Source organism: Baekduia sp. Peel2402 (genome assembly GCF_052567285.1).
In genome coordinates, this window is record NZ_CP199582.1 from 5,400,691 (window position 1) to 5,425,690 (window position 25,000).

The following is a 25,000-nucleotide window of genomic DNA, read 5'->3' on the forward strand; positions in this document are numbered from 1 at the left end:
TACGGGCTGCTGGTCACCGCGACGCTCCTGGCGGCCGTCCGGCTGCTGCGGGCGCCTACGACCCGCGGCGCGGTCGCGCTGGGCGTCCTGGGCGCGCTAGCGGCGCTTACACGCGGCGAGGGTGTCGGCCTGGTCGCGCTGCTCGGCCTGCTCGTCGCCTACAAGACGCAACCGAGTTGGGGTGAACGCGCACGTTTGGTCGCGATCATCGGCTTCTCGGCGGTCGTCGTGATCGCGCCGTGGACGATCCGCAACCTGGCGACCTTCGAGGAGCCGGTCCCGATCTCGGCCAACGCCAACGAGATCTGGGTCGGCGCCAACTGCCACGACGTGTACTACGGGCCGCTGATCGGCTCCTGGAAGTTCGACTGCTACGGGGCGCGGCCGGCGGGCGACGAGTCCCAGCGCGCGGCCGAGTACCGCAAGCGCGGCATCGACTACATGAAGGACCACGTCGGGCGGCTGCCGCTCGTGGTCGTCGCGCGCGTCGGGCGGCTGCTGGACGTCTACCAGCCGTGGCGGCAGGGGGCGTTCATCAGCGCGGGCGAGGGCCGCCACCCGCGCGCGACGCACCTCGGCCTGGTCGCCTACTGGCTGCTCGTCCCGTTCGCGATCTGCGGGGCGCTGCTGCTGCGCCGGCGTCGCGAGCCCGCGCTGGCGGTCCTGCTGACGCCGGTCGTCCTGGTCTTCCTGGTCGCGATCGCGACCTACGGCTCGACGCGGTTCCGGTTCGCGGCCGAGCCGGCGCTGGTCGTGCTCGGCGCGGTCGCGGTCGAGGTCCTGCTGCGCGCGAGCATCTGGCCGGCCAGGACGACGGCGACCAGCGACAGCGCGGGCATCTCCCAGTCCCAGTCGATCGAGGCGTGGAAGGCGTAAGCGACGAGCGCCGCCGCCGGGCCGGCGGCGAGCACGGGATCGGCGCGCAGGACGCGGCGCGTCGCGATCGCGATCCCGGCGATCAGCAGCGCCAGCGCGGCGGCGCCGATGATGCCCAGCTCCGCCAGCGTCTCGATCGGCAGCGAGTGCGCGTCGCGTGCAGGGTTTGCTTCGGTGCGCTCGCGCAGCCACTCGACCGCGAAGCCGCCGGCGCCGACGCCCTGCACGGGATGGTCGGCAAACGACTCGATCGCGACGCGCCAGTACTCGTAGCGCGGCGAGTCGGCCGACGCCAGGCGGCTCGTGGAGGAGCCGAAGCGCGGGTCGACGGAAGACGGCGTGTCGCTGCCGGCGGCGATCGCGACCGGGACGACGAGCATGGCTGCCACCAGCGCGGCGGCGACGTAGCCATGGTGGCGCGGCAGCGGCAGACGGCCCAGGCGCGTGGTGCCGTCGCGCTCGACCCGGACGGCCCAGGTCTGCGTGAGCGCGGCTAGCAACATGATCGCCAGCAGCGCGATCAGGACCGCCGCGCCCTGCAAGCCGGGATGGCTGCCGTGGAGCGTCCGGACGTAGGGCGATGCCGCGGCCAGGGCCGCGCCGATGACACCGGCCTCGGCGACGATCACGGCGGCGCGCAGCTGGGTGAACGAGGGCGCGACCGCGAGCAGCACGACCAGGCCGGCGACGCAGGCGGCGATCGCGCCGCGCGAGAACGTCAGGTAGAGGCCGACGAGCAGCGGGACGGCGGCGGCTGCGGCGGCGCTGCGCAACATGGGTGCGCGCGTGTCGTCGCCCGCGAGGCGCGCCGCCAGGACCGTGCCGACCGCCGCCAGTGCTCCCACGGCGTTCCAGTAGGTCAGCGGCTGGTCGAGGCGCCCGCCGGCGCTCGGCGAGGAGACCACGTTGAGGATGTCGGGCAGCAGGCGGCCGAGCAGGCCGTAGCCGATGACCACCACGATGCCCGCCAGCAGGACGGGCTCGACCAGGCGTGCCAGCGCCCGGGGCTCGGCGAGCAGGAGCGTGGTGGCCGCGAGGGCGGCGAGGTAGAGCGCGTCGCGCTCGGCGGTGGCCCAGGCGGGATCCGAGGACGGCGCCCAGGACGTGCTGATCGCCGTCCACGCGGTGAGCGCGGCGAGACCGCCGAGCGCGAGCAGCGCGGGACGGCTGGGGATGAGGTCGCGGGCGGGCACCACGAGCGCCGTCAGCACGCAGACGAGGCCCGCGCCGACCAGCGCGACGGCGCGCGCGCCCTCGAAGTAGCCACCGTCGGCGAAGGCGATCGCGGTCGGGGCGACCAGGGCGATCAACGCGACGACGAGACGGCCCGCAGGCGGCGTCAGTCGGGGGGAGGGCAGGCGCATCGGCGGGCCAGCGTATCTTTCGCGCCGCCGCATGCGCCGTCGTCCCGTCGTCCTGCCCGTTGCCCTCGCGGCGCTGTCCTACGTCCTCGCTCTTGTCCAGCGGCCGGGCGAGGTCGTCGCCGATACGAAGGTCCACCTGTACCTCGACCCGTCGCGGTTCCTTCGCGACGTGCTCTCGCTGTGGTCGTCTTCGCCGGACCTCGGACACGTGTGGGCTTCGCAGTACGGCGGCTACGCGTGGCCGATGGCGCCGTGGTTCGCCGCGGGTGACGCGCTGGGGCTGCCGGTGTGGCTGGTGCATCGGCTGTGGCTGGGGACGATCTTCTTCGTTGCCGCGTGGGGCGTCGTGCGGTTGTTGGACGCCTTGCTGTCGCGCGAGCGCGGCGTGGTGCACGTGGTCGCGGCCGCGCTGTACGTGGTCAACCCCTATGTGACGGTCTACGCCGACCGCGCGTCGGTGACGCTGCTGGCCGCCGCGGCGCTGCCGTGGCTGCTGCTGGCGACCCACCGGGCGCTGCGCGAGCCGCGCGGGTGGCGCTGGCCGATCGTCTTCGCGTTGGTGATGGCAACGGCGGGCGGCGGGGTCAACGCGGCGACGACCGCGTGGGTGCTCGTCGGCCCGGTGTTGTTGGTGCTGTACGAGGTGGTGTGGTGCGGTGTGCGGTGGCGCGGCGTGGTGACGCCGGTGCTGGCGCGTGTGGTCCCGCTGGCGCTGGTGGCCAACTTGTGGTGGTTGATCCCGCTGCTGCTGTCGGGCCGCGGCGCGCCCAACTTCCTGGTCTTCACGGAGCAGCCGGGCACGATCTGGTCGACGACGTCGCTGCCCGAGTCCTTGCGGTTGATGGGGTTCTGGACGTCGTACGTCGGCGTCGGGTACGGCGGGGTGCTGCGGCCCTACCAGGGCTCGGCGCCGGCGATGTTGATGCTCTTGCCGGTCGTGCTGGCGGGGCTGACGTGGCCGGCCGTCGCGCTCGGGACGTTCACGTGGACGCGGCGCTGGCGGTACGCGCCGTTCTTCTTGGTGTTGCTGCTGGTCGGCGTGTTGGTGATGGTCGCGGGGTGGCCGGAGGGGACGCCGCTGCGGACGGTCATCACCGGCGCCTACTACCGCGTTGACTCGCTGCAGCCGCTGCGGACGACCTACAAGGCGGGGGCGTTGGTCGCGCTGTCGCTGGCGGTGCTGTGCGCGGCGGCGGCGGGCGTGGCGTGGGCGCGGTGGCCGCGGGTGCTGGTTGGCGGCGCGGTCGCGGTGGTCGCCGTGCTGGCGGCGTGGCCGCTGGTGACGGGGCGGGCGATCGAGCGCCAGCTTGCGTTCGACGTGCCGAGCGCGTGGCACGAGGCGGCGGCGGACCTGTCGCGCGAGCCGGACGACAGCCGCGCCATGATCCTGCCGGGCCAGTTGTTCGCGTCGTATCAGTGGGGCGGGACGGTTGACGCGGTGCTGCCGGCGTTGACCGACCACCCGGTGACGACGCGCTGGATCGTGCCGTTCGCCGACCTGCGCTCGACCGAGTTGCAGTTCACGGTGGACAACCTCGTGACGCAGGAGCGGCTGCGGCCGGGACAGTTATCACCGCTGTTGGATCTGATGGGCGTCGGCGACGTGCTGGTGGCCAGCGACGGCGACCGCTCGCGGTCGGGGGAGATGACGGTGGCGGCGGCGAAGCGCGAGCTTGCGTCCCAGCTGCCGTCGACGGGCGTGCGGACCTACTCCTCCACCTTGAAGAAGATCCCCGTGAAGACCGGCGGGCTCGTGCGGGTGTTGCCGCGCGATCCGCTGACGGTGGTCGACGGCGCGGCGGGCGGATTGGCGGCGCTGGCGTCGTTCGGCGCGCTGAACCCGGACCAGGCCTATGCCTACGCGCCGGACACCGACGTGCGCGCGGCGGCGGGCCGCGGCGCCGCGTTCGTCATCAGCGACACCAACCGGCGGCGCGCGTTCGTGGCGGCGCGGTTGAAGGGCGCGGTCGGGCCGACGCTGCCGCGCGACGAGGGCGTCAGCGTCGACGGCACGATCCTCGATCCGTTCGGAGACCTCGACCAGCGCGTCCAGACGACCGCGGAGATCGGCGGCGGGATCGCGAAGGTGACGGCACCGGCGTCGCCGCAGGTCACGCAGCTCCCCGAGCAGCGGCCGTTCGCGGCGGTCGACGGCAATCCGGCGACGGCGTGGATCGCCGACCGCGCGCTGGTCCCGGCGCGGCACACGCTGACGGTGGAGTTCCCGCGGCCGCGCGACGTCGAGACGCTGCGGCTGCTGCCCTACAGCGACTCGCGCGGGGTCGTAAAGGCGGTGACCGTCAACGGACGGCGGTACGACGTGCGGCGCGGGTGGAACACGCTGCGCGTCGGGCTGCGTGGTGTGCGCTCGGTCGAGGTCCACCTCGCGAAGGTCACCAAGCCGAAGGTGGCGCACGCGGGGGCGGGCGGGATCCGCGAGCTGGAGATCCCGGACGTGCAGGCGACCGAGACGCTGCGGCCTCCGACCGACGTCGAGGACGCGCTGCGCGGGACCGACCTGTCGCACAACGCGTTGACCTACATGCTGGATCGCACGACGACCGACGTGCCGTTGACGCAGCAGAAGGTGGTTGGCGAGCGCGGGGCGGGGGCGGTGCGCGACGCGCAGGATCCCGAGCCGGTGCTGCGCCGCGTGATCCGGCCGCCGGCGGCGCGTGAGTATGCGGTGGACGGCTGGGGGAGCGTGAGCGCCGACCTGCCGGACACCGTGTTCGCGCGGCTCTCCGACTCGCCCGACGATGCCGACTTCACCTCGTCGTCGCGGTTCGAGGGCCTTGGGCGCAACCGCGCTTCTGGTGCCTTTGACGGCGCCGGCGGGCGCGCGTGGATCGGCCAGTGGGTGCCGGGCCACGCGGCCTGGATCGCCTGGTCGACCGACGTCGCCACCACCGTCCGCACGCTCCACCTCACGCGGCCCTCCATCCGCGTGCGGGTGCCCACGCGCGTGCGCCTCACCGTCGACGGCACGGCCTCCGCGCCGCTGCCCGTCGGGAGGGACGGCACCGTCACGCTGCCCGCGCCGCTGCGCGGTCGCGTCTTCCGCCTCGACGTCCTCGCCGCGCGCTTCCCCGCAGGGACGCCCGCGCAGACCAAGCAGCGCCGCGCCGTCGGCATCGGCGAGATCACCGGCGACGGCATCCCGACCGCGTCGATCCCACGCACGGGCCGGGTCTCGCTGCCCTGCGGGATCGCCACCGCGACCGTCGGCGCCACCACCTACCGCCTGCGCGCCACCGCCGACCGCGCCGCCCTCGACGCCGGTCGCCCGATCCGTCTGACCGGCTGCGGCACGCTCGACGTGCCCGCGCGCGACACCACCATCATCGGCTCGACCAGCGCGCTGCGCGTCGACGCCCTGCGCCTCGACTCCACCGCGCCTGCCCCGGCCAAGCGCGCGGGCGGCGGCGGAACGGTGATTGACGCTGGCGAGGACGACCACGGCGGCCGCACCGGCGTGAAGCTGGATGTCGCCGGGCCGTCATACCTGCTGCTCGGCCAGTCCTATGACAAGAACTGGCGCGCGACCTGCGACGGCCGCGACCTCGGCACGCCTCAGCCCCTTCAGGGCTACGCGAACGCGTGGCCGGTCGACAAGGGCTGCACTGACGTCAGCTTCTCCTTCGCGCCCCAGAAGCTGGCCGACATCGGCTACCTGATCTCCGGGGTCGGTTGCGCGGTCCTCCTCGCCGCCCTGGGGCTCTTCGCCTTCCGCCGCCGTCGCACGGCCGCGACGCCGCACGCGCCCGATCCCGGACCGGCCTCCCTCGCCGACCCGCCGCCCGCCACACCACGCACGCCACTCGCCGCGCTCGCGATCGCCCTCCCGTCCGCGGTCCTCGTCGCCGGCGTCTTCGGCCTCCGCGCCGGAGCGGTGGCGGCACCGCTGCTGGCGCTGATCTTCTGGCGCGGGCTCTCCGACCGGACGCTCGGCTTTGCCGTCCTCGGGCTGCTTGGCGTCGTGGTCCCGGGGATCTACGCCGGCGTCGCCGCGTTCGGCGACCACGACGTCCTCGGGGGCAACAGCACGCGCTTCTCCGCGGACCGCCTCGCCGCCCATTGGGTCGCGGTCGCGGCGTTCGTCCTGTTGGTGGTGGTGTTGGTCCGGACCCTGGCGGCCGCACGCCGGCGCGATCGCCTACCGTCTGCGCCGTGAGCGCCACCGCCGTCGACCTGCCCCGCGGACCCGCGAAGTTCCGCACCCTCTGGCGCCTCTTCCGCAACGAGCGCCAGGATCCGGAGCCCTTCTACCGGCTGCTCGCGGGCTACGCCGTCGAGGACCTCGACGCCCATCACGGCCCACTCACCGGCCAGACGATCGCCGACCTCGGCTGCGGCCCTGGCTACTACACCTACGCCTTCCGCGACCGCGGCGCGCAGGTCATCCCCATCGACAACTCCACCGACGAGCTGGAGCTCGGCGGCACGCCGCCGCCCGGCTACGTCCTGGGCGACGCCGGCAACCTCCCGCTGGAAGACGGATCCGTGGACGGGATCTTCTGCTCCAACATGCTCGAGCACACGCCCTCCGCCGTTCCGATCCTCAACGAGATCGATCGCGTGCTGAAGCCCGGCGGCTGGGCCTACGTGAGCTGGACGAACTGGTACTCGCCCTGGGGCGGCCACCTCATGGCGCCCTACCACTACCTCGGTCCCAAGCTCGGCCCGCGCCTCTACGAGAAGCGCCACGGCAAGCCCGAGAAGCACGCCTACGGCGAGACCCTCTGGGCCTGCCACATCGGCCCCACCATCCGCCTCGTCCGCTCCCACCCGACCGTCGAGATCACCTCGATCGAGCCCCGCTACTGGCCCTGGGCCAAGCCCATCATGAAGATCCCAGGCCTCCGCGAGCTCATCGCCTGGAACTGCGTGATCCGCATCCGCAAGCGCTGACCCGGTCATCCGTCCAAAATCGGGCGCATCGCCTTTGCGGTGAGGCATCATCACCGCTGCATGCCCGAGTACCGATATGTCCCGCGCTACGTCGACCTCCTGATCTGCGCCGCGGTGACACTGGCCGCGCTGTGGCTCGCCTACCAGAGCGGCCTGGCCGCCGCGCTTTACCAGCGCCTGGATGACCTGGCGCCGCACTCGGCGAGCGTGCTGGTGGTGCTCGCCACGCCGCTCGCGGTGTGGATCCACGAGCTCGGCCACTGGGCCGCCGCGAAGGGCCTGGTCGGCGGCGAGGTGCAGATGTCCGTCCGGTTCTTCCACGGCAAGGTCTCCTACGGCGAGGGCGGGATCACGCCCGAGCAGCACCTCCTGGTCACGCTCGCCGGGCCGTTGGCGTCCGCTGTGGCGGTGGTCGCCGGACTGGCGGCGCTGCCCTCCTTCGCGAACGGCACCCTGGCTCACCTCGTCCTGTACGGCACGGTCGTCACGAGCGTCATCGGCGTGCTGAACCTGATCCCGTTCCGCTTTCGCTTGGACTCGAGCGAGGGCAGCCAGGTCGTGACGTCGGACGGGCGCGCCGCCTTCGACGCGCTCTTCGCCCTCTGGGCGTTGCGCCGTTAGAGGGCCTGCAGGTAGTGCTCGACCGTCGGTGGGCGGTCGGTGAGGGAGAGGACGTCGTCGAGGCGGGTGCGGTCGCGGATGGTGAAGCGCTCGTGCTGGCGCTCGTGGTCGATCCAGGAGGCGACGAGGAACTCTTCGATGATCCGGGTCGGGTCGGCGGTGTCGCGCCAGAGGGTCCAGGCGAGGGCGCCGGTGCGGCGGCGGAGCTTCTCCAGATCCGCGACGGCGGCGACGAGCTCCTGCTCGCGGCCCGGCGCGGCGTGGCGCTCGATCCGGACCTGGATCGGGCCGGACTCGGCGTCGGCGGCGGTGAGGACGTGGGGTGCGGGCTCGCCGCCCGCGGGGAGCAGCTCGTCGGGCTCGAAGCGGCGAATGGTCGTGACCAGCGACAGCAACGGCGTCAGCGCCAGCGCGACCGCGGCGCCGGCCAGGACCTCGGTCACCCCGAGCCAGCCGGCCAGGATGCCCATGATCGCGCTCCCGATCGCGGTGCCGCCCTGGAAGACGATCAAGTAGTAGGACAACCCGCGCGCCTTGATCCAGCCCGGGAGCAGGGCCTGATAGCTGCTGTTCAGGGTTGCCAGTGCGACGATCCAGCCGCAGCCGGCGACGACCAGCGCCACCGCGGCGATCCCGACCACATGGACTTCCGCCAGCACGAAGGCGGAAGCGGCGACGAGCAGCGACCCGACGGCCAGGGTGGGGTCGGGCGCCCAGCGTGCGCGCAACCGGGGCAGGGCGATCGCGCCGCCGACGGCCCCAACGCCGACGCACCCCAACAACAAGCCGTAGCCGCCGCTGCCGAGCCCGAGCGGCCCGTTGGCGATCGCCGGTAGCAGCGCCCAGAGCGCGCTCGCGCAGACCATGAACGCCGCCGCGCGCCCCAGCACGGTGCGGAGAGCCGGCGAGTTGCGCACGTAGCGCCCGCTCGCGCGCATCGCGGCGACCACGTGCTCGCGCGGCAGCGACGAGGACGACGCCGCGGGCCGCGGGGCGGTGCGCCAACGCCACAGCGTGAACACGACCGCCACGAAGCTCGCGGCGTTGACCAGGAACGTCACGGAGGGCTCGGTCAGCGCCACCACGACGCCGCCGATCGCCGGCCCGGCCGCCCGTGCGAGGTTCTGGTTGACGCTGCCCAAGGCAATGGCCTGGGGTCGTTCCTCGGTCGGCACCAGCTCGGGCTGCAGCGACTGCCACGCGGGCGACGTCCACGCCTGGCCCGCGCCCACGGCGAACAACAACGCCAACAACACCCAGGGCGTGACGAGGTCGGCCAGCGTCAGCGCCGCCAGCAACACGCTGGCGAAGATCATGAACGTGGTCGACCACATCAACAGCTTGCGCCGGTCGACCAGGTCCGCCAACGCACCCGCCGGGATGGCGAACAACAGCACCGGCAGCGACGCCGCCGACTGGATGAACGCCAAGTACGCCGCGCTGCCCGACAGCGACAACATCAACCACTGCGCGCCGACGGTCTGCATCCAGCCGCCGACGTTGGACGTGAACTGCGCGATCCACAGACGCCGGAACGTCGCGTGGCGCAGCGGCGCGAACCCGCCACCGTCGCCGCGTGCGCCGGCCATCAGGACGTCGCGGTCGAGACGGTCGCGGGCCGCGACGTGCGCAGGCCCAGCGCCAGCACCGCGCCGGCGGCCACCAGCTGGAGGCCCAGCACCACGGTCGCGAACGACAGCAACGTGAAGTCCCCGGCACTCAGCAAGAACGGCTCGATGATCGCGACCACGCCGAGCACCCACACGAACTTCAGCTCGCCCAAGGCCACCATGTACTGGACGGTCAGGTACGCGACGGCCAGCAGCGTCATCGCGACGCCGAGCACCGGCAGCGCGTCGGAGGCCAGCGTCAGATCCGGCCCGAAGGCGACCTTCATCAGGAAGTGCGGGATCAACGCGAAGATGATCAGCGCAGGCGTGGCGATCACGGCCAGCACACCTAGAGCGCGCAGCAGCGCCGGGCGCGGATCCAACCCGGCGGCCGCGCGCCGCGTCGCCTCAGGCAGCAGCTGCAGCCCGACGCCGATCGCGACCCACACCACCGACTTGGCCGCCACCGCCGCCGCGGCGTAGGAGCCGCTCGAGTCACCGCTGAACTGGTGGCGCCCGACGATCACGTCGACGTTCTGCAGCGCGGCCAGCAGCAACAGCCCGACGATCGGGATCCAGTTGTCGCCGATCAACCCCAACAACGGGCGATGCGACGCCTCCTCGGTCGGCGGGCCGAGCTCCCGTGACAGCACCCGGCTCAACCACAAGGCCATCAGCACGAAGGCCAACGGGTTGCCCAGGTACGCACCGGTGACGCCCGCGCCCACGCCGAACAGCACCAGCGCGCACACGACGCGGCCCAGCGCCTCGCCGACGATCGAGATCCCGACGGGCCCGAACAGGCTCAGCCCCTGCATCACGCCGCGCTGCAAGGACAACAACAGCCACAGGGCGCCCGTCGCGGGCAGCCCGGCGACCGCCCAAGGATGTTCCGAAACCCCCAGCAGATCGGCCAGCGGTTGGCGGATCAAGGCGCCGAACACGCCCAGCACGACCGTCGCGAGCACGAGCTGCCGCGTCCAGCGGTTCAGCGTCGCGCGCATCCGCCCGCCGTCGCCTAGGTGCCCGAGCGTCGCCTCGCGCGCCGCCGCCACCTGGATCGACTGGCCGCCGACCATCAGGATCAAGAACCCGGAGATGATCGCCGCCAGCGCGCCGTAGCCGTCCGCGCCGAGCAAGCGCGTGAACAGCACGACGAAGACGAGCTGGATCGCGTTGTTCAACAACGTCGCCGCGGCCAAGCCCGCCGCCGCGCCGGTCTCCGACCGCCGCACGGCATCGCGCAGCCGCGCGCGCTCGGCGCCTGCGACCCGGTCCAAGACCTCCAGGTTGGCCTCGGCGGTCGCGTCCCACGTGAAGCCGCGGGCCCGTGCACGGGCGGCGTCGCCGAGCTCGTCGCGGCGCACCGGGTCGGCGACCAACGCCTTGACCTTGGTCGCCAGCTCCTCCGGTGTGTCCGCCAACAGACCCGTCTGCTCGTCGACGATCGACTCCGGCAGCCCGCCGACGGCCATGGCAGCGCTCGGCGTCCCCGCGCCGGCTGCCTCCATCACCGTCAGGCACCAGCCCTCGGCCGACGACGCGGTCAGGTTGATCCAGGAGCGGGCGTAGAGGTCGCGCTTCTCCTCTTCGGACACGAAGCCATGCAGCACGACACGGTCCTCGAGCCCACGAGCAGCGATCTCCTCCTCCAGCACCGGCCGGTGATCGCCGTCGCCCGCGACCTCCAGCACCGCGTCCGGGATGCCCTCCAGGACATCGAGCAGGATCTCCAGGCGCTTGTACTGCTTGAGTCGGCCCAGGTAGAGCAACGTGGGCCGCGCCTCGCGGCGGGTCTCGACGAACGAGTCCGGCTCGACGCCGAGGTAGGCGACGTGGATGTTCGACGCCGGGATGCCCAAGGCCATCATGTCGCGCCGGGCGGAGTCCGAGATCGTCAGGAACGGGTGGTGGCGGTAGAACGTCGACAGCGGCAGGCGCTCGGCGACGAACGCCGCCACGCGGCCAGTCCAGCCCATCTCGGCGACGTAGTGATCCTGATGGACATGGTGGACGAGCGTCACGCGCGGCGCGCGCAGCCACCACCACAAGGGCGTGAAGAAGGCAATGCCATTGACGACCTCTAAGACGACGTCGGCATCGCGCCCGATGCCGCGCATCGACGCCATCGCCGCGCGCCCAAAGACCGTCATCCGCCCGCCCATGCGGTGGATCTCCAGCCGCTCGTGCGGGCGGGAGACCTTCTCGGCGCCCGGGTAAGAGCCGGCGATGACCGTGACCCGATGGCCCCAGGCCACCCATCGCGACACCTGCCCGTACAGGTTGGTGCCCGTGCCGCCGCCCTGGGGATGGGTCCAGTCGCGGTCGGTGAGCAGCAGGATATGCCGCGTGGTGCGGTTCTCGGCGTGGGGCACGGAGGCCGTCGAATGTACTCCAACACCCGGAAGGGTGGGGTCGTCCGCGAGATCCATAGAATGCGTCCACGTGCCGTCCGTTTGCCGCCGGATCGTCGTGCTGCTGTGCGCTGCCCTCCTCTGTGTGGGCGCGTTGCCGTTGAGCGCTGCCCACGCCCAGGGAGCGGGGGACCAGCAGTACTCGGATCCCTTCGGGGACAGCGACTCTGGCTCGTCCAACAGCGATGACAACTCGTCGAACTCGGGCTCCGGCTCGTCGGGCTCTTCAAGCGACCCCGAGCCGCTGACGCCCGCGCCGCAGACCTCGGGCGGTGGCTCGTCGGGGTCCTCCGGGTCGTCCGGCACGGCCGGGACGTCGTCCAACAGCACCGGCACCACGACCCCCGCGCCCGCCGCGACGCTGCCCAACACCGGCCTCGACACGCGCGTCCTGCTGCTCGGCGGCGCCATCCTGGTGCTGCTCGGGCTGGGCCTGCGCCTGCGCAACGCCCCTGAGCGGTTCTAGCGACAGCCCGACGACGGTCACCGCCGACGCGGCCGGGACCGAGGCCGCGGGCGCCGCGCTGGCGGCGACGCTCGCGCCCGGCGACGTCGTCCTGCTGCAGGGCGAGATGGGCGCGGGGAAGACCACGTTCGTCCGCGGCGCCGCCCGCGCGCTGGGTTTCGACGGCCCCGTGACGTCGCCGACGTTCACGATCGGGCGCCGCTACGAGCCGGATCCCGGCGGCGACGCGCCCGCGATCTCGCACCTCGACCTGCACCGCCTCAGCGGCTTCGAGGACGAGGATCCCGCCCTCCTGGACGACTACCTCACGCCCGACGCGATCGCGTTCGTGGAGTGGCCGGAGATCGCCGAGGACGCCGCGATCCTGCCGAACGTCAAGGCCCGAGTGCACCTAGAGCACGCCGGAGGGGATGCGCGGCGCATTACCGTGTCGCCAACGTGATCCTCGCGCTCGACACCGCGACCCCCGCCACCGTCGTCGGAGTGGCCCATGACGACGGCACGCTGCTGGCCGAGCGCCGGCACGATCCCGAACCGGGAGAGAAGCCGGGTCACACCCGGCAGCTCCTGCCGCTCGCGCACGAAGCGCTGACCGCGGCAGGGGCGGAATGGGGCGACGTGACGATCATCGGGGCAGGCGTCGGGCCGGGCACGTTCACCGGGATCCGGATCGGCGTCGCGACCGCCCGCGCGCTCGCACAGGGCCTTCAGGCCCGCACCGTCGCGATCCACACGCTGCGCGCGCTGACTCTGAACACCGGCGAGCAGGACGACGCGGCGATCGCCCACACCATCGCCGTCCTGGACGCCCGCCGCGGCGAGGCGTTCGTCGCCGCCTGGACCGACGACGGCGCTGCGATCCTCGAGCCCTCCGCATGGCGCCCCGAGCGCCTCGCCGAGGTCCCGGATCTGGCGCCCGGACAGTGGCGAGCCGTGGGCGACGGGGCGGTACGCTTCCGGGCAGAGCTGGAGGCGGCCTCCGTCACGGTGGCGCCGGACGACGCGGCCGTGCACCGCGTCGCCGCGGGGCCTTTGTGCCGGCTCGCCGCCGAGGCCGGGGAAGTGGACCGCGACGCGCTCGTCCCCGAGTACGTCCGCGCCCCTGACGCCGAGCCTCGGAAGGTCCGCCGGCTCCGCCCGACGACCGCTCAGCCGTGACGACCACGCTCCCCGCACCGACGATCCGCCGCCTGACCTACGCCGACCTGCCGCAGGTCATCGCGATCGAGCGTCGCGCGTACCCGACGCCCTGGTCGCTGGCGATGTTCGTGCTGGAGCTGTCCAAGCCGTCCGGCGTCTGCCTGGCTGCGACCGGCCCTGACGGCGCGATCACCGGCTACACGATCTGCTCGCGCTACGACACGGTCTGGCACATCATGAACGTGTCGACCTCGCCCGATCACCGCCGCCAGGGCATCGCCACCACCATGTTGCGCGAGCTGTTCGAGCGCGTGGAGGAGTCCGACCCGCGGTTCACGCTCGAGGTCCGGCGCTCCAACCAGGGCGCGATCGACCTCTACACGGCGCTCGGCTTCCGCGGCGCCGGGCTGCGGCGGCGCTACTACCAGGACAACGGGGAGGACGCCGTGATCATGTGGCGGACTCCGGCGACCCTGCGCGGGACCCTCGACGACATCCCCAACGCGGTCGACCCGTTGCGGCAGACGGGCTGAGCGGAGGCAATCACATGTCCTTGATCCTCGCCATCGAGACGTCGTGCGACGACACCTGCGCGGCGGTCGTCACCGGCGACGGCGTCATCCGCTCCAACGTGATCTCGTCCCAGGGCGTGCACGACGAGTACGGCGGCGTCGTCCCCGAGATCGCCTCGCGCCACCACCTGGAGCTGGCGACGCCGGTCGTGGAGGACGCGCTGCGGCGCGCGGACACGTCGCTCGACGACGTCGACGCGATCGCGGTGACCGCCGGCCCGGGCCTGGTCGGCGCGCTGCTGATCGGCGTGGCGACCGCGAAGGGGCTGGCCGCCTCGCGCGGGCTGCCGCTCGTCCCGGTCGACCACCTCCAGGGCCACGTCGCGGCGAACTTCCTGTTCACGGAGGACGACGGCGGGGAGCCATTAGAGCCCCCGTTCGTCTGCCTGATCGCGTCCGGCGGCCACACGTTCTTGGCCCGTGTGGACGACCACGCCGGCTTCACCGTGCTCGGCCAGACCCTGGACGACGCCGCTGGCGAGGCGATCGACAAGGGCGCGCGCCTGCTCGGGCTGCCGTTCCCGGGCGGCCCGCACTTGGAGAAGCTGGCTCGCGACGGCGACGTGACGCGCTTCGCGTTCCCGATCTCCAAGAACGTCGGCGGCCTGGACTTCTCGTTTGCCGGGCTGAAGACCGCGCTGCTCTACAAGGTGCGCGACCTCGGCGAGGAGGAGGCCACTGAGGCGCGCGCGGATCTCGCGGCGGCCTACCAGGCGGCGATCGTCGAGCAGCTCGCGGTGCGGGTGGAGCGCGCGCTGGAGCAGACCGGGCTGGATCGCCTGGCGATCGGCGGCGGCGTCGCGGCCAACGGGCCGCTGCGTGAGCGCCTCTCAGCGCTCGCCCCGACCGTCAAGATCCCGCCGCGCGCCCTGTGCACCGACAACGCCGCGATGATCGCCAGCGCCGCGCGCTACGCGGACGCCGTCGCGTTCCCGGGCTACCTGGATCTTGAGGTCCACGCCACGGGCCAGCGGGCGCTGTAAGCAGCCATGCCGGTGGTCGACCTCTACGGCCGCCCCGGCTGCCACCTCTGCGACGACGCGCGGGCGATCCTGGCCCCGCTCAGCGCCGATCTCGGCTTCGAGCTGCGCGAGCACGACATCGAGGCTGACGACGACCTCCACAAGCGCTACCTGGAGCGGATCCCGGTCGTCCTGCTGGATGGCAGCCATCTCTTCGACTTCTTCGTGGACGAGGCCGTGTTGAGGGACTCCCTCGGTAGAGTTGGCGGCGGATGAGCTTGAGCGATCTGGCCAACGGACGCGGTGCCGACCGCCCCAACGAGGCGGCGGCGGAAGTCGGCTTGCCGGAGCGGCTCTCGCTCGGTGTGGCGGCCCGGCTGGCCCGCTACCTGCAGGTCCTGACGAAGGCCAAGAAGGAGGGCAAGGAGACGATCTCCTCGCAGGAGCTCTCCGCCTTCACGCAGGTCAACTCCACGCAGATCCGGCGCGACCTGAGCGGCTTTGGCAAGTTCGGCAAGCGCGGCGTCGGCTACAACGTCGACGGGCTCGTCTCGCAGATCCGCAAGATCCTGCGCACCGCCGGCCAGCACAACATCGCGCTCTTCGGCGCCGGCCACCTCGGCCGCGCCATCGCCTCCTCGGACGTCTTCGCCGACCACGGCTTCCGCGTCGTCGCGATCTTCGACGCCGACGCCGAGAAGATCGGGATGCACGTCGGCGCGCTCGAGGTGCGCGACGTCAAGACTCTCCAGCAGGTCGTCGAGGACGAGGACATCGTCGTCGGCGTCCTCGCCGTTCCGTCCGCCGCCGCGCAGGCCCTCGCCGACCAGCTCGTGAAGGCCGGCGTGAAGATCATCTTCAACTACAGCGAGTCGCTGCTCCGGGTCCCGCCGGAGGTCACGGTGCACACGTCAAGCCCCGCAGTCGACCTCCTCTACGCGCTCTACTTCTACCTCACCTAGGCGCCCGAACCCATGAGCTTGGACACCGACCGCGCGGCCGCAGCCTTCGCGGCCTCGACCGACTGGACGGTCGGCCTCGAGGAGGAGTTCGCGATCCTCGACTCCGAGACGCTGGACCTCGTCCCGCGCTTCGAGGACCTGCGCGACACCGCCGCCGCGGGCGATCCCGTGCTGACCGAGTCGATCTCCGGCGAGCTGATCTCGTCTGAGATCGAGATCCGGTCCGGGCGCGGGGAGGACCTGGCGGACGCACTGGCGCGCCAGCGCGATCACCGGCGGCGGCTCTTCGAGCTGGCGGCGGCACGCGGCGTCCTGCTCGGCTCGACCGGCACGCACCCGTGGGCCGACTACCGCGAGCAGCCGAACATCGACACCGAGCACTACCGCCGCGTGGTCGACGGGCTTCAGTACGTCGCGCGGCGCAACAACACGTTCTCGCTGCACGTGCACGTGGGGGTCAAGGGCGCCGACCGCGCGATCCGCGTGTGCGACCGGCTCCGCGCGGTGCTGCCGACGCTGCTGGCCGTCAGCGCGAACTCGCCGTACCTCGACGCGCGCGACGCGGGCCTGCACAGCGCGCGGTCGCAGTCGTTCACGAAGTCCTTCCCGCGCTGTGGGATCCCGGACGCCTACGGCTCGTGGGACGAGTACGCCAAGTACATCGACTTCCTCACTCACACCAACTCGATCGTCGAGTACACGCAGGTGTGGTGGTCGGTGCGGCCGCACTTCTCGTTCGGGACCGTCGAGGTCCGGATCTGCGACGCGCAGGGCACCGCGGCCGAGAGCGACGCGCTGGCGGCGCTGATCGTCGCGTGCGTGGCCCAGGCGGCGCGCGACGAGGATGAAGGCCGTGCGGGTGGCATCGCCGACGGCGCGCTCTCGCGGCGCCTGTTGGAGGAGAACTTCTGGCGCGCGATCCGGTTCGGGATGGACGGCAAGCTGATCGACTACGCGACGGCCACGGAGAAGCCGGCGCCCGCCGTGGTCGCGGACCTGCTTTCCTGGACGGCACCGATGCGCGCCGAGCTTGCGTTGCCCGAGCCCGCGCTGCCGGCGCTGAACGGCGCCCAGCGCCAGCGCCGGGCGATCGAGGCTGGCGTGTCGATGGAGGAGGTCTACATAACCTCCGTGCAGGAGACCCGGCAGACCTACGCCCAGGAGGTTCCGACGCGATGAGCGACCAGCAGCAGCCCCCAATCGACCCCAGCAACATGAGCGAGGAGGAGCTGCGCGCCGCCTACGAGGCGCAGCTCGAGGAGCAGCTCAAGCAGCTGCGCGTCGAGGACGTCATCGTCCAGACGATCGTGACGCTTGTGAATTTGGGCGGCCGTCGCGCGGGGCTGGCGCCGGGCACCGAGGCCGAGCGCGACCCGGAGCAGCTGCGGCTGGCCATCGAGGGCGCGCGTGCGCTGCTGGGCCTCATTGAGGCCGAGCTCGGGCCGGACGGCAAGGCGATCCGCGACGCGCTGTCGCAGCTGCAGGTGGCGTATGCGCAGCTGGCGGGCGGCGGCGGTGCTCCGGGCGTTGAGGGCGGCGGCGAGCCGGGTGGCGGCGGCGAGCCGGGTGCCGGTGGCACGGGCGGCGCTGGCGGTGGCCCCGCGCAGTCGTCCGGGCGGTTGTGGGTGCCGGGCCAGTAGCTCCTGGCGGCATGTAGGGGCGGCGAGGAGCGTGTCACGAGGGTGGCTGAGCGCCGCCGCTCGGGGTGTGGCTCGTCGCTAGGGCGTGGTGGACCGGCGGCGCCCGAGGGGCTCAAGGCACGATCGGCGTTGGGATCGGGTAGCCGGATCGCGGCCGTGGTCGTGGTGGCAGCGCGCAGGGATCGATTCGGGTCCGAAGCACCCTGATTTGTGAATCCGGGTCGCTGAGAGCTGCAAGGTGCAGCTCCTGGCGACCCGCATCGCCGATTTCGGGATCCGGGTCGCTCTATCCCCAATAATTACGGCTAACGCGACCCGGATCTCTGATTCGGACCCGAACTTCGCCCCTGCGTCCCGGAATCGGCGTTTCGGGGCCGCGATCCGGCTACCCGATCCCAACGCCGATCGTGCCTTGAGCCCCTAGGGCGCCGCCGGTCCGCCACGCCCTAGCGACGAGCCACACCCCGAGCGGCGGCGCTCAGCCGCCTCCGTGACACGCTCCTCGCCGCCCTTCCGCGCTGCTCCCAGACTCGCAGTCGGCACGCGGACGTTCCAAATCGCAAACCGCGCCTCCGAGCGGTCTAGCCAACAGACCTTTGCAACGAAACGCACACGTCCCTCCGGGAGTCTGTTTAGGATGGCGCGGCTGTCAGGGCCCCGGCGCCCGTCGTAGCGCCTCCCAAGGCCCGCTCCACCGGACTTCGCTGTCCCGCGCGGTTCGATGGAACAACCAGACCCGGAGGAACTGCGTTGACCGATTTTCTGACCGACCATGGGGTGATCGTGGCGCTGGTATGCGCCGGGCTGGCGGTGGCTTACGGCCTCGTCACGACCCGGCAGCTGCTGGCGCTCTCCCCAGGCAACGCCGAGATGCAGCGCATCTCGGGAGCCGTCCAAGAGGGGGCCCAGGCCTACCTCAACCGCCAGTACACGACGATCGGCATCGCCGGGATCGTCCTGGCGATCGCGTTGATCTTCATCCAGGACGGCTACGTCGCCGTCGGCTTCGTCATCGGCGGCCTGCTGTCGGGCGCCACCGGCTACATCGGGATGAACGTCTCGGTGCGCGCCAACACCCGTGTGGCTGAGGCGGCCCGCGGCGGCGTCTCGCCCGGCCTCGACGTCGCCTTCCGCGGCGGCGCGATCACGGGCATGCTCGTCGTCGGCCTGGCGCTCCTGGGCGTCGCCGGCTACTACGGCATCCTCACCGCGTTCCTGGACCGCTCCCAGAAGGAGGCCGTCGACGCGCTCATCGGCCTCAGCTTCGGCGGCTCGTTGATCTCGGTCTTCGCCCGTCTGGGCGGCGGCATCTTCACCAAGGCGGCCGACGTCGGCGCCGACCTGGTCGGCAAGGTCGAGGCGGGCATCCCGGAGGACGACCCGCGCAACCCGGCGACGATCGCCGACAACGTGGGCGACAACGTCGGCGACTGCGCGGGCATGGCGGCCGACCTCTTCGAGACCTACGCGGTCACCGCGGTCGCCGTCATGCTGCTCGGCGTCCTGACCTTCGTCGGCGAGGACGCGACCGCCGCCGCGCTCTACCCGCTGGTCCTCGGCGCCGTGGCGATCGTGGCCTCGATCATCGGCACGTTCTTCGTCAAGACCTCGACCGACAACGTCGAGGGCGCGCTCTACAAGGGCCTGATCGCGTCCGGCGTCATCGCCGCGATCCTGTTCTACCCGGTCACGAAGTGGCTGATGGACGGGGTCCAGTACAACGGCGGCATCGAGACGCCGGGCGTCGGCAAGCTCTACCTCTGCGCGCTCATCGGCATCGGCGTCACCGCGCTGCTGTTCGTGATCACCGACTACTACACGTCGACCCGTTTCGGGCCGGTCAAGAAGACGGCGGCCGCGTCCCAGACCGGTCACGCGACGAACATCATCTCCGGCCTCGCCCAGGGCTTCCAGGCCACGGCGCTGCCGGCGGTCGTGATCTGCCTCGGCATTCTCGGGGCGTGGAAGCTGGCCGGCGGCGAGACCGTCGGCATCTACGGCATCGGCGTCGCGGTGATGGGCCAGCTGTCGCTGACCGGCCTGATCGTCGCGCTCGACGCGTTCGGCCCGATCACCGACAACGCGGGCGGTATCGCCGAGATGGCGGAGCTGCCCGAGGAGGTCCGGACGATCACCGACAAGCTCGACGCGGTCGGCAACACCACGAAGGCCGTCACGAAGGGCTACGCGATCGGCTCCGCCGTACTGGCGGCGGTCGTGCTCTTCGCGGGCTTCCGCTTCGAGCTGGCCGACGCGGGCGTGAGCGCGCAGACGCTCAACTTCGACGTCGGCAACCCGGCGGTCCTGATCGGCCTGATCCTCGGCGGCCTGATGGTCTGCCTGTTCGCGGCGATGTCGATGGAGGCCGTCGGCCGCGCCGGCGGCGAGGTCGTCGAGGAGGTGCGCCGCCAGTTCCGCGAGAAGCCGGGGATCATGGAGGGCACCGACCAGCCCGACTACGCGCGCTGCGTCGACCTCGTCACCAAGGCCGCCCAGCGGGAGATGGTCCTCCCGGCGCTGCTGCCGATCGCGATGACGTTCATCGTCGGCATCATCGACGTGCAGGCCCTCGGCGGCCTGCTCATCGGCGTCATCGTCGTCGGCTTCTTCTTCGCGGTCATGATGACCGCGGGCGGCGGCGCGTGGGACAACGCCAAGAAGCTGATCGAGGACGGGGCGTTCGGGGGCAAGGGCTCCGAGGCCCACGCCGCCTCGGTCACGGGCGACACGGTGGGTGACCCCTTCAAGGACACCGCCGGCCCGGCGATCAACCCCATGATCAAGGTCGCCAACATCGTGGCGATCCTGATCATCCCGATCATCACCTGACACCTGGTTCCGGGGCGGTGCCCGCTTGGGTACCGCCCCGACCATGGCCCCGGATCAGGAGAAGGACCCGCTCGACGTCGACGCCGCGATCGAGCGCCTCAACCGCGCTCTCGCGCTCCAGTACCGCTCGACGCTCGGCTACACCGTCGCGGCCGGGTCGGTGATCGGCTTCGAGCACCAAGGGGTCGCCGACCTGCTGTGGCGCTTCGCCCAGGCCGAGCTGGACGACACGCGCCGGGTCGTCGAGAAGATCGTCACGCTCGGCGGCGAGCCGGTCGTCGCGCCCGCCGAGGTGGTCCTCCACACCGCCCCGGAGGACATGGTCGCCTGGCTGGTCGAGGTGGAGCGAGAGACGCTGGAAGCCTTCCAGGACGTCATCCCGACCACCGGCCACACCGCGGACTCCGAGGCCCTGGAGCACCGCCTGGAGCACCTGATCATGCGCAAGCAGGAGCAGGTAGACGCGCTGGAACGCGCGCGACGGCGCTCCTGACCGCGCGCACGCCTACACTCCGCAGCGCTCGATGGCCGAACGCCGCCTTCATGGCCTCCAGCGCGTCCTGGGGGTCAACGCGCTCTTCTCGACCGCCTACGGAAACGTGGGCTCGTCGATCTATTACGCGTTGGGTCTCGTGGCGAGCTTCGCGCTCGGCCTCACGCCGGTGGTGTTCGTCATCACCGGGTTCATCTTTTATCTGACGGCTGCCACCTACGCCGAGGCCACGGCGATGTACCCAGAGGCGGGCGGCTCGTCGTCGTTCGCCCGCCACGCGTTCAACGAGCTCGCGAGCTTCTTCGCCGCCTGGGCGCAGATGCTCAACTACACGATCACGATCGCGATCTCCGCGTTCTTCGTGCCGCACTACCTCGGCGGCGTCGCGCACGTCGACGCGCTGCGTCACGCGCCGGGCGACATCTTCTTCTCGATCGGCTTGATCATCGCGCTGTCGTTGGTCAACGTGCGCGGCGTCAAGGAGTCCGCGGGCGTCAACATCGGCCTGGCCGTCGTCGACTTCCTGACCCAGCTGCTGCTGGTCGCGGTCGGGATCTTCCTGGTCTTCTCGCCGTCGACGCTGATCGACAACGTCCACTTCGGGCTCGCGCCGACGTGGAAGGACTTCTTCGTGGCGATCCCGGTCGGCATGATCGCCTACACCGGCATCGAGACGATCTCGAACATGGCCGAGGAGGCCAAGGACGAGGAGAAGACGATCCCGGCGGCGATCAACCGCGTGGTGATCGCCGTGTTCGCGATCTACTCGCTGCTGCCGATGGTCGCGCTGAGCGCGCTGCCGGTCACCCAGAACCCCGACGGCGAGTACGTCACCAAGCTCGGCCTGCCCGAGGACCAGGGCGGTTTTGCGGGCGACCCGGTGCTCGGCGTCGTCAAGGGCTTCGACCTCGGCTTCCTGCAAGGACCGACCGAGGTCTACGTCGGCATCCTCGCCGCCACGATCCTGCTGATCGCCTCCAACGCGGGGATCATCGGCGTGTCGCGGTTGGTGTACTCGATGGGCGTCCACCGGCAGATGCCCGACCGGATGCGCCAGCTGCACCCCAAGTACGGCACGCCCTACATCGGGATCCTGATCTTCGGGGTGATCGCCTGCATCGCGGTCATCCCGGGCAAGGCCGAGTTCCTCGGCAACATGTACGCCTTCGGTGCCATGTTGTCGTTCACGGTCGCGCACGTCGCGGTCGTCAAGCTGCGGCTGTCCAAGCCGGATGCGCGGCGGCCGTGGCGCGGGCCCGGCAACATCGAGCTCAGCGGTGGTCGCTCGATCCCGCTGTTCGCGGTCTTCGGCGGCATCTTCACGCTGCTGGCGTTCATCGTCGTGACCGCGCTGCACGTCGACGTCGCGATCGCCGGCATCGGCTGGCTGGCGCTTGGCATGGCGATCTACCCGGTCTACCGCAAGCGCCAGGGCCTGGACCTGACGACGACCACCAAGGTCGCGATCCAGCGCCCGGTGCTGGAGCACGAGGCCGAGTACGAGTCGGTGCTCGTGGCGCTGGACGCCACGCAGGGCTACGCGAAGGGCACGATCGCCACGGCGGCCAAGCTCGCGGCGCGCCGTCGGCGCGGGATCCACGTGCTCGTCTACATCGCGGTCCCGCAGTCCTCGCCGATCAACGCCTCGCTGCCGGAGGCCGAGGCCGCTGCCGAGTCGATCATCGAGCAGGCGCGCCTGCAGGGCGGGCGGCGCGTGACCGGCCACGTCGAGAAGGTCCGCGCGGGCGGCGCCGGGCGGATGATCGTCCAGGAGGCGCGCCAGCTGCGCGCCCAGGCGATCGTCGCGCCGCTGCCGCCGCGCACCGGCGGCACGCTCTTCGGCAAGACGCTGGAGACCGTGCTGGCCGAGCGGCCGTGCCGTGTGATCATCCAGTCAGACCCAGTGAAGGGGCCGATCTCCAAGCGGCCCATCACGGTGCTGGACTAGATGCGCGACTTCCACAAGAACATCTCGAACCTGCTCTCGCTCGTGCTGATCGTGCTCGGGGCGATCATCACGATCCGGACCCTGTTCGGTGGCGCTGATGGCTTCGCGCTCGGCTTCCTGCTCGGGCCGCTCTTCGTCGCGGCCGGGATCGGGCGGATCTACATCAACAAGAAGCTGACGCGCGGGGGCGAGCGCTAGGTGCTCGGCCGCGGCCTCGGCCAGCCCGCGCTGTTCGCGATCGTCTACACGGCGGTCGCCTCGTCGATCTACTTCTCGCTCGGCGTCGTCGCCGACCACGCGCTCGGGCTGACGCCGATCGTCTTCCTGGTCGCCGGGCTGTTCTTCGCGCTGGCGGCGATGACCTACGTCGAGGGCGCGTCGCTGCACCCCGAGCGCGCCGGCTCGACGGTCTTCGCCCGCTACGGCTTCAACGAGCTGGTCAGCTTCATCGCCGGCTGGGCGATCCTGCTCGACTACACGATCCTGATCGCGGTCACCGCGTTCAGCGCCACCAACTACATGGCGGCGTTCTGGGGCGACCTCGGCCACGGGTCGCTGGAGATCGTCCTGGCGCTGGGGATCGTCGTCTACGTCGCGGTCCGCAACGTCCGCGGCTTCTCCAAGACGCGCGTCAACCGCGTCACCGCGCTGGTGATCGCCGACATCGGCCTGCAGCTGCTGCTGATCGTCATCGGGCTGGCGACGTTCTTCAACTACGACGAGCTGGTCAACCCGATCCACCTCGGCACCACGCCGAAGTGGAACGACGTGATCTTCGCCCTGGGCGTGGCCACGGTGGTCTTCACCGGCCTAGAGTCGGCGGCCGGGCTGAGCGGCGAGGTGACCGCCTCGCGCGGCTCGCTGAAGCGCCTGATCGGCAGCGCGACGATCGTCGTCATGGTGGTCTACGTCGGCATCGCGCTGGTGGCGATGACCGCGTTCCCGGTGGCGGGCAACGCGACCGGGCTGTCGCGCTACTACCTCGAGGCGCCGGTCCTGGGGATCGCCGAGTCCTTCGACAACGACTGGCTGTCGGACTTCTTCAAGTACACGATCGCGATCGCGGCAACGGCGACGCTGATCGCCGCGGCCAACAGCGCGATGCTGGGGCTGTCGCGGCTGGCGTACTCGCTGTCGCGCAACCGCCAGATCCCGAGCGCGCTGGGGCGGCTGCACCCGACGCGGTCGACGCCGTTCGTGCTGATCGTCATCGCCGCGGCGATCGCGGGTGCGCTGATCGTGCCGGAGGACCTCGACTTCCTGGTCGGGATCTACGCGTTCGGCGCGCTGATGGGGCTGACGATCGCGCACCTGTCGATCATCTCCCTGCGCTACAAGGAGCCCGACCGCGAGCGCTTCTACTCCGTGCCGTTGAGCGTCCCGTTCCGTGGCGGATCGCTGCCGCTGCCCGCGGTGGTCGGCGCGCTGCTGAGCGCCGCGGCGTGGGTCTCGGTGGTCGTGACGCATGCGGGCGCGCGCTACGTCGGGTTCGGGTGGATGGCGTTCGGGCTGGCCACCTACGTGATCTACCGGCGCGTCGAGGGCAAGTCGCTGCTCAAGCGCGTGATGGTGCCCGAGGCGGCCCTGAAGCTGGAGCGCGAGGAGCTGGAGTTCGGGTCGATCCTCGTGCCGCTGACCGGGACGCCGCTGGACGACGACATGATCCAGACGGCGGGCCGCCTGGCCGGCGAGGAGCGCGACGAGGGCCTGGGCGACGAGGCCGGGTCGACGATCGAGGCGCTGTGGATCTTCGAGGTCCCGATGGCGCTGCCGATCGACGCACGGCTGCCCGACGCGCAGCTGGAGCGCGCGCGGGCGGCGCTGCGGCGCGCGAAGGCCGTGGGGGAGGAGTACGAGGGCGTGGAGGTCGCCACGGCGACCGTGCGCGCCCGGCGCGCGGGCGCGGCGATCGTCGAGGAGGCGCGCCGGCGCGGCGTGCAGGCGATCGTGCTGGCGGCCGAGGAGCCGTCACGGATCCGCGGCGGAGCGCTGCTCGGCGGGCGCGGCGGGCCGATGGACAACTTCGTGGGGGACGCGACCAAGTACGTCGTCTCCAAGGCCGCGTGCGAGGTCATCCTCACCGCGCCGCCGTCGTCCGATCCGCCGGTCGCGGAGCCGGCCCCGCCCGCTGCGCCTAGCGCGACGGATCAGGGCATCAGCGCGGCGCCGCCGCTGCGCGAAGACTGACCGCC

The 25,000-nt window shown here is 71.7% G+C and carries 20 protein-coding genes; 17 read left to right on the plus strand and 3 right to left on the minus strand.

Translation table 11 applies throughout. The annotated features are described in order from the left end of the window. Window positions 1–707 precede the first annotated feature (707 nt). Window positions 708–2,240: an O-antigen ligase family protein gene (locus tag ACT01A_RS26280; protein WP_445150074.1), complete on the minus strand. Its 1,533-nt coding sequence runs from the start codon at window positions 2,238–2,240 to the stop codon at window positions 708–710. A 31-nt stretch (window positions 2,241–2,271) separates the two neighbouring features. Here ACT01A_RS26280 and ACT01A_RS26285 point away from each other — a divergent pair, with 31 nt between their 5' ends. Genes ACT01A_RS26285 through ACT01A_RS26295 form a run of 3 tightly spaced genes read left to right on the plus strand, consistent with a single transcriptional unit; the run spans window position 2,272 to window position 7,772 of the window. Continuing rightward, window positions 2,272–6,414 carry an alpha-(1->3)-arabinofuranosyltransferase domain-containing protein gene (locus ACT01A_RS26285; RefSeq protein WP_445150075.1) on the plus strand — a complete coding sequence of 1,381 codons (4,143 nt, stop codon included), beginning with the start codon at window positions 2,272–2,274 and terminating at the stop codon, window positions 6,412–6,414. Then, window positions 6,411–7,151: a class I SAM-dependent methyltransferase gene (locus ACT01A_RS26290; RefSeq protein WP_445150076.1), complete on the plus strand. Its 741-nt coding sequence runs from the start codon at window positions 6,411–6,413 to the stop codon at window positions 7,149–7,151. Before ACT01A_RS26285 ends, ACT01A_RS26290 begins: the two co-directional genes overlap by 4 nt. A 60-nt stretch (window positions 7,152–7,211) precedes the next feature. Next, a complete protein-coding gene (locus ACT01A_RS26295) occupies window positions 7,212–7,772 on the plus strand; it encodes a hypothetical protein (protein ID WP_445150077.1) in 561 nt (186 codons plus the stop codon). Here the strand turns inward: ACT01A_RS26295 and ACT01A_RS26300 are convergent. Further along, window positions 7,769–9,361: an MFS transporter gene (locus tag ACT01A_RS26300; RefSeq protein ID WP_445150078.1), complete on the minus strand. Its 1,593-nt coding sequence runs from the start codon at window positions 9,359–9,361 to the stop codon at window positions 7,769–7,771. The genes ACT01A_RS26295 and ACT01A_RS26300 overlap by 4 nt on opposite strands. Next, complete coding sequence (locus tag ACT01A_RS26305; protein WP_445150079.1) at window positions 9,361–11,757, minus strand: glycosyltransferase; 2,397 nt, start codon at window positions 11,755–11,757, stop codon at window positions 9,361–9,363. Before ACT01A_RS26305 ends, ACT01A_RS26300 begins: the two co-directional genes overlap by 1 nt. 70 nt (window positions 11,758–11,827) lie before the next feature. Here ACT01A_RS26305 and ACT01A_RS26310 point away from each other — a divergent pair, with 70 nt between their 5' ends. The 14 genes from ACT01A_RS26310 (at window position 11,828) to ACT01A_RS26375 (ending at window position 24,995) form a co-directional block, all read left to right on the plus strand. Next, window positions 11,828–12,262, plus strand: coding sequence for an LPXTG cell wall anchor domain-containing protein (locus tag ACT01A_RS26310; protein WP_445150080.1), 435 nt, complete (start codon window positions 11,828–11,830; stop codon window positions 12,260–12,262). A gap of 58 nt (window positions 12,263–12,320) precedes the next feature. After that, window positions 12,321–12,704 (plus strand): tRNA (adenosine(37)-N6)-threonylcarbamoyltransferase complex ATPase subunit type 1 TsaE, encoded by a 384-nt coding sequence (tsaE, locus tag ACT01A_RS26315; protein ID WP_445152870.1) that lies wholly within the window; start codon window positions 12,321–12,323, stop codon window positions 12,702–12,704. After that, window positions 12,701–13,420, plus strand: coding sequence for a tRNA (adenosine(37)-N6)-threonylcarbamoyltransferase complex dimerization subunit type 1 TsaB (tsaB, locus tag ACT01A_RS26320; protein ID WP_445150081.1), 720 nt, complete (start codon window positions 12,701–12,703; stop codon window positions 13,418–13,420). Before tsaE ends, tsaB begins: the two co-directional genes overlap by 4 nt. Further along, window positions 13,417–13,935, plus strand: a complete 519-nt coding sequence (rimI, locus tag ACT01A_RS26325; RefSeq protein WP_445150082.1) for a ribosomal protein S18-alanine N-acetyltransferase — start codon at window positions 13,417–13,419, stop codon at window positions 13,933–13,935. Before tsaB ends, rimI begins: the two co-directional genes overlap by 4 nt. 14 nt (window positions 13,936–13,949) lie before the next feature. Further along, window positions 13,950–14,957, plus strand: a complete 1,008-nt coding sequence (gene tsaD / locus ACT01A_RS26330; protein ID WP_445150083.1) for a tRNA (adenosine(37)-N6)-threonylcarbamoyltransferase complex transferase subunit TsaD — start codon at window positions 13,950–13,952, stop codon at window positions 14,955–14,957. 6 nt (window positions 14,958–14,963) lie between these two features. Next, the gene (locus tag ACT01A_RS26335; protein ID WP_445150084.1) at window positions 14,964–15,212 is read left to right on the plus strand and encodes a glutaredoxin family protein; all 249 of its coding nucleotides are present in this window, start codon (window positions 14,964–14,966) and stop codon (window positions 15,210–15,212) included. Next, entirely contained in the window at window positions 15,209–15,898 is a 690-nt protein-coding gene (locus ACT01A_RS26340; RefSeq protein WP_445150085.1) for a redox-sensing transcriptional repressor Rex, read from the plus strand. The genes ACT01A_RS26335 and ACT01A_RS26340 overlap by 4 nt, the downstream gene beginning before the upstream one ends. A gap of 12 nt (window positions 15,899–15,910) precedes the next feature. Next, a complete protein-coding gene (locus tag ACT01A_RS26345; RefSeq protein ID WP_445150086.1) occupies window positions 15,911–17,077 on the plus strand; it encodes a carboxylate-amine ligase in 1,167 nt (388 codons plus the stop codon). After that, a complete protein-coding gene (locus ACT01A_RS26350; protein WP_445150087.1) occupies window positions 17,074–17,538 on the plus strand; it encodes a hypothetical protein in 465 nt (154 codons plus the stop codon). The genes ACT01A_RS26345 and ACT01A_RS26350 overlap by 4 nt, the downstream gene beginning before the upstream one ends. Window positions 17,539–18,300: 762 nt before the next feature. Next, on the plus strand, window positions 18,301–20,367 hold the full coding sequence (locus tag ACT01A_RS26355) for a sodium-translocating pyrophosphatase (protein ID WP_445152871.1): 2,067 nt from the start codon (window positions 18,301–18,303) through the stop codon (window positions 20,365–20,367). 43 nt (window positions 20,368–20,410) lie between these two features. Then, window positions 20,411–20,860, plus strand: a complete 450-nt coding sequence (locus tag ACT01A_RS26360; RefSeq protein WP_445150088.1) for a ferritin-like domain-containing protein — start codon at window positions 20,411–20,413, stop codon at window positions 20,858–20,860. Between the two features lie 31 nt (window positions 20,861–20,891). Then, window positions 20,892–22,808 carry an amino acid permease gene (locus ACT01A_RS26365; protein ID WP_445150089.1) on the plus strand — a complete coding sequence of 639 codons (1,917 nt, stop codon included), beginning with the start codon at window positions 20,892–20,894 and terminating at the stop codon, window positions 22,806–22,808. Continuing rightward, window positions 22,809–23,006, plus strand: coding sequence for a hypothetical protein (locus ACT01A_RS26370; protein ID WP_445150090.1), 198 nt, complete (start codon window positions 22,809–22,811; stop codon window positions 23,004–23,006). Next, entirely contained in the window at window positions 23,007–24,995 is a 1,989-nt protein-coding gene (locus ACT01A_RS26375; RefSeq protein WP_445150091.1) for an amino acid permease, read from the plus strand. Window positions 24,996–25,000: the final 5 nt, after the last annotated feature.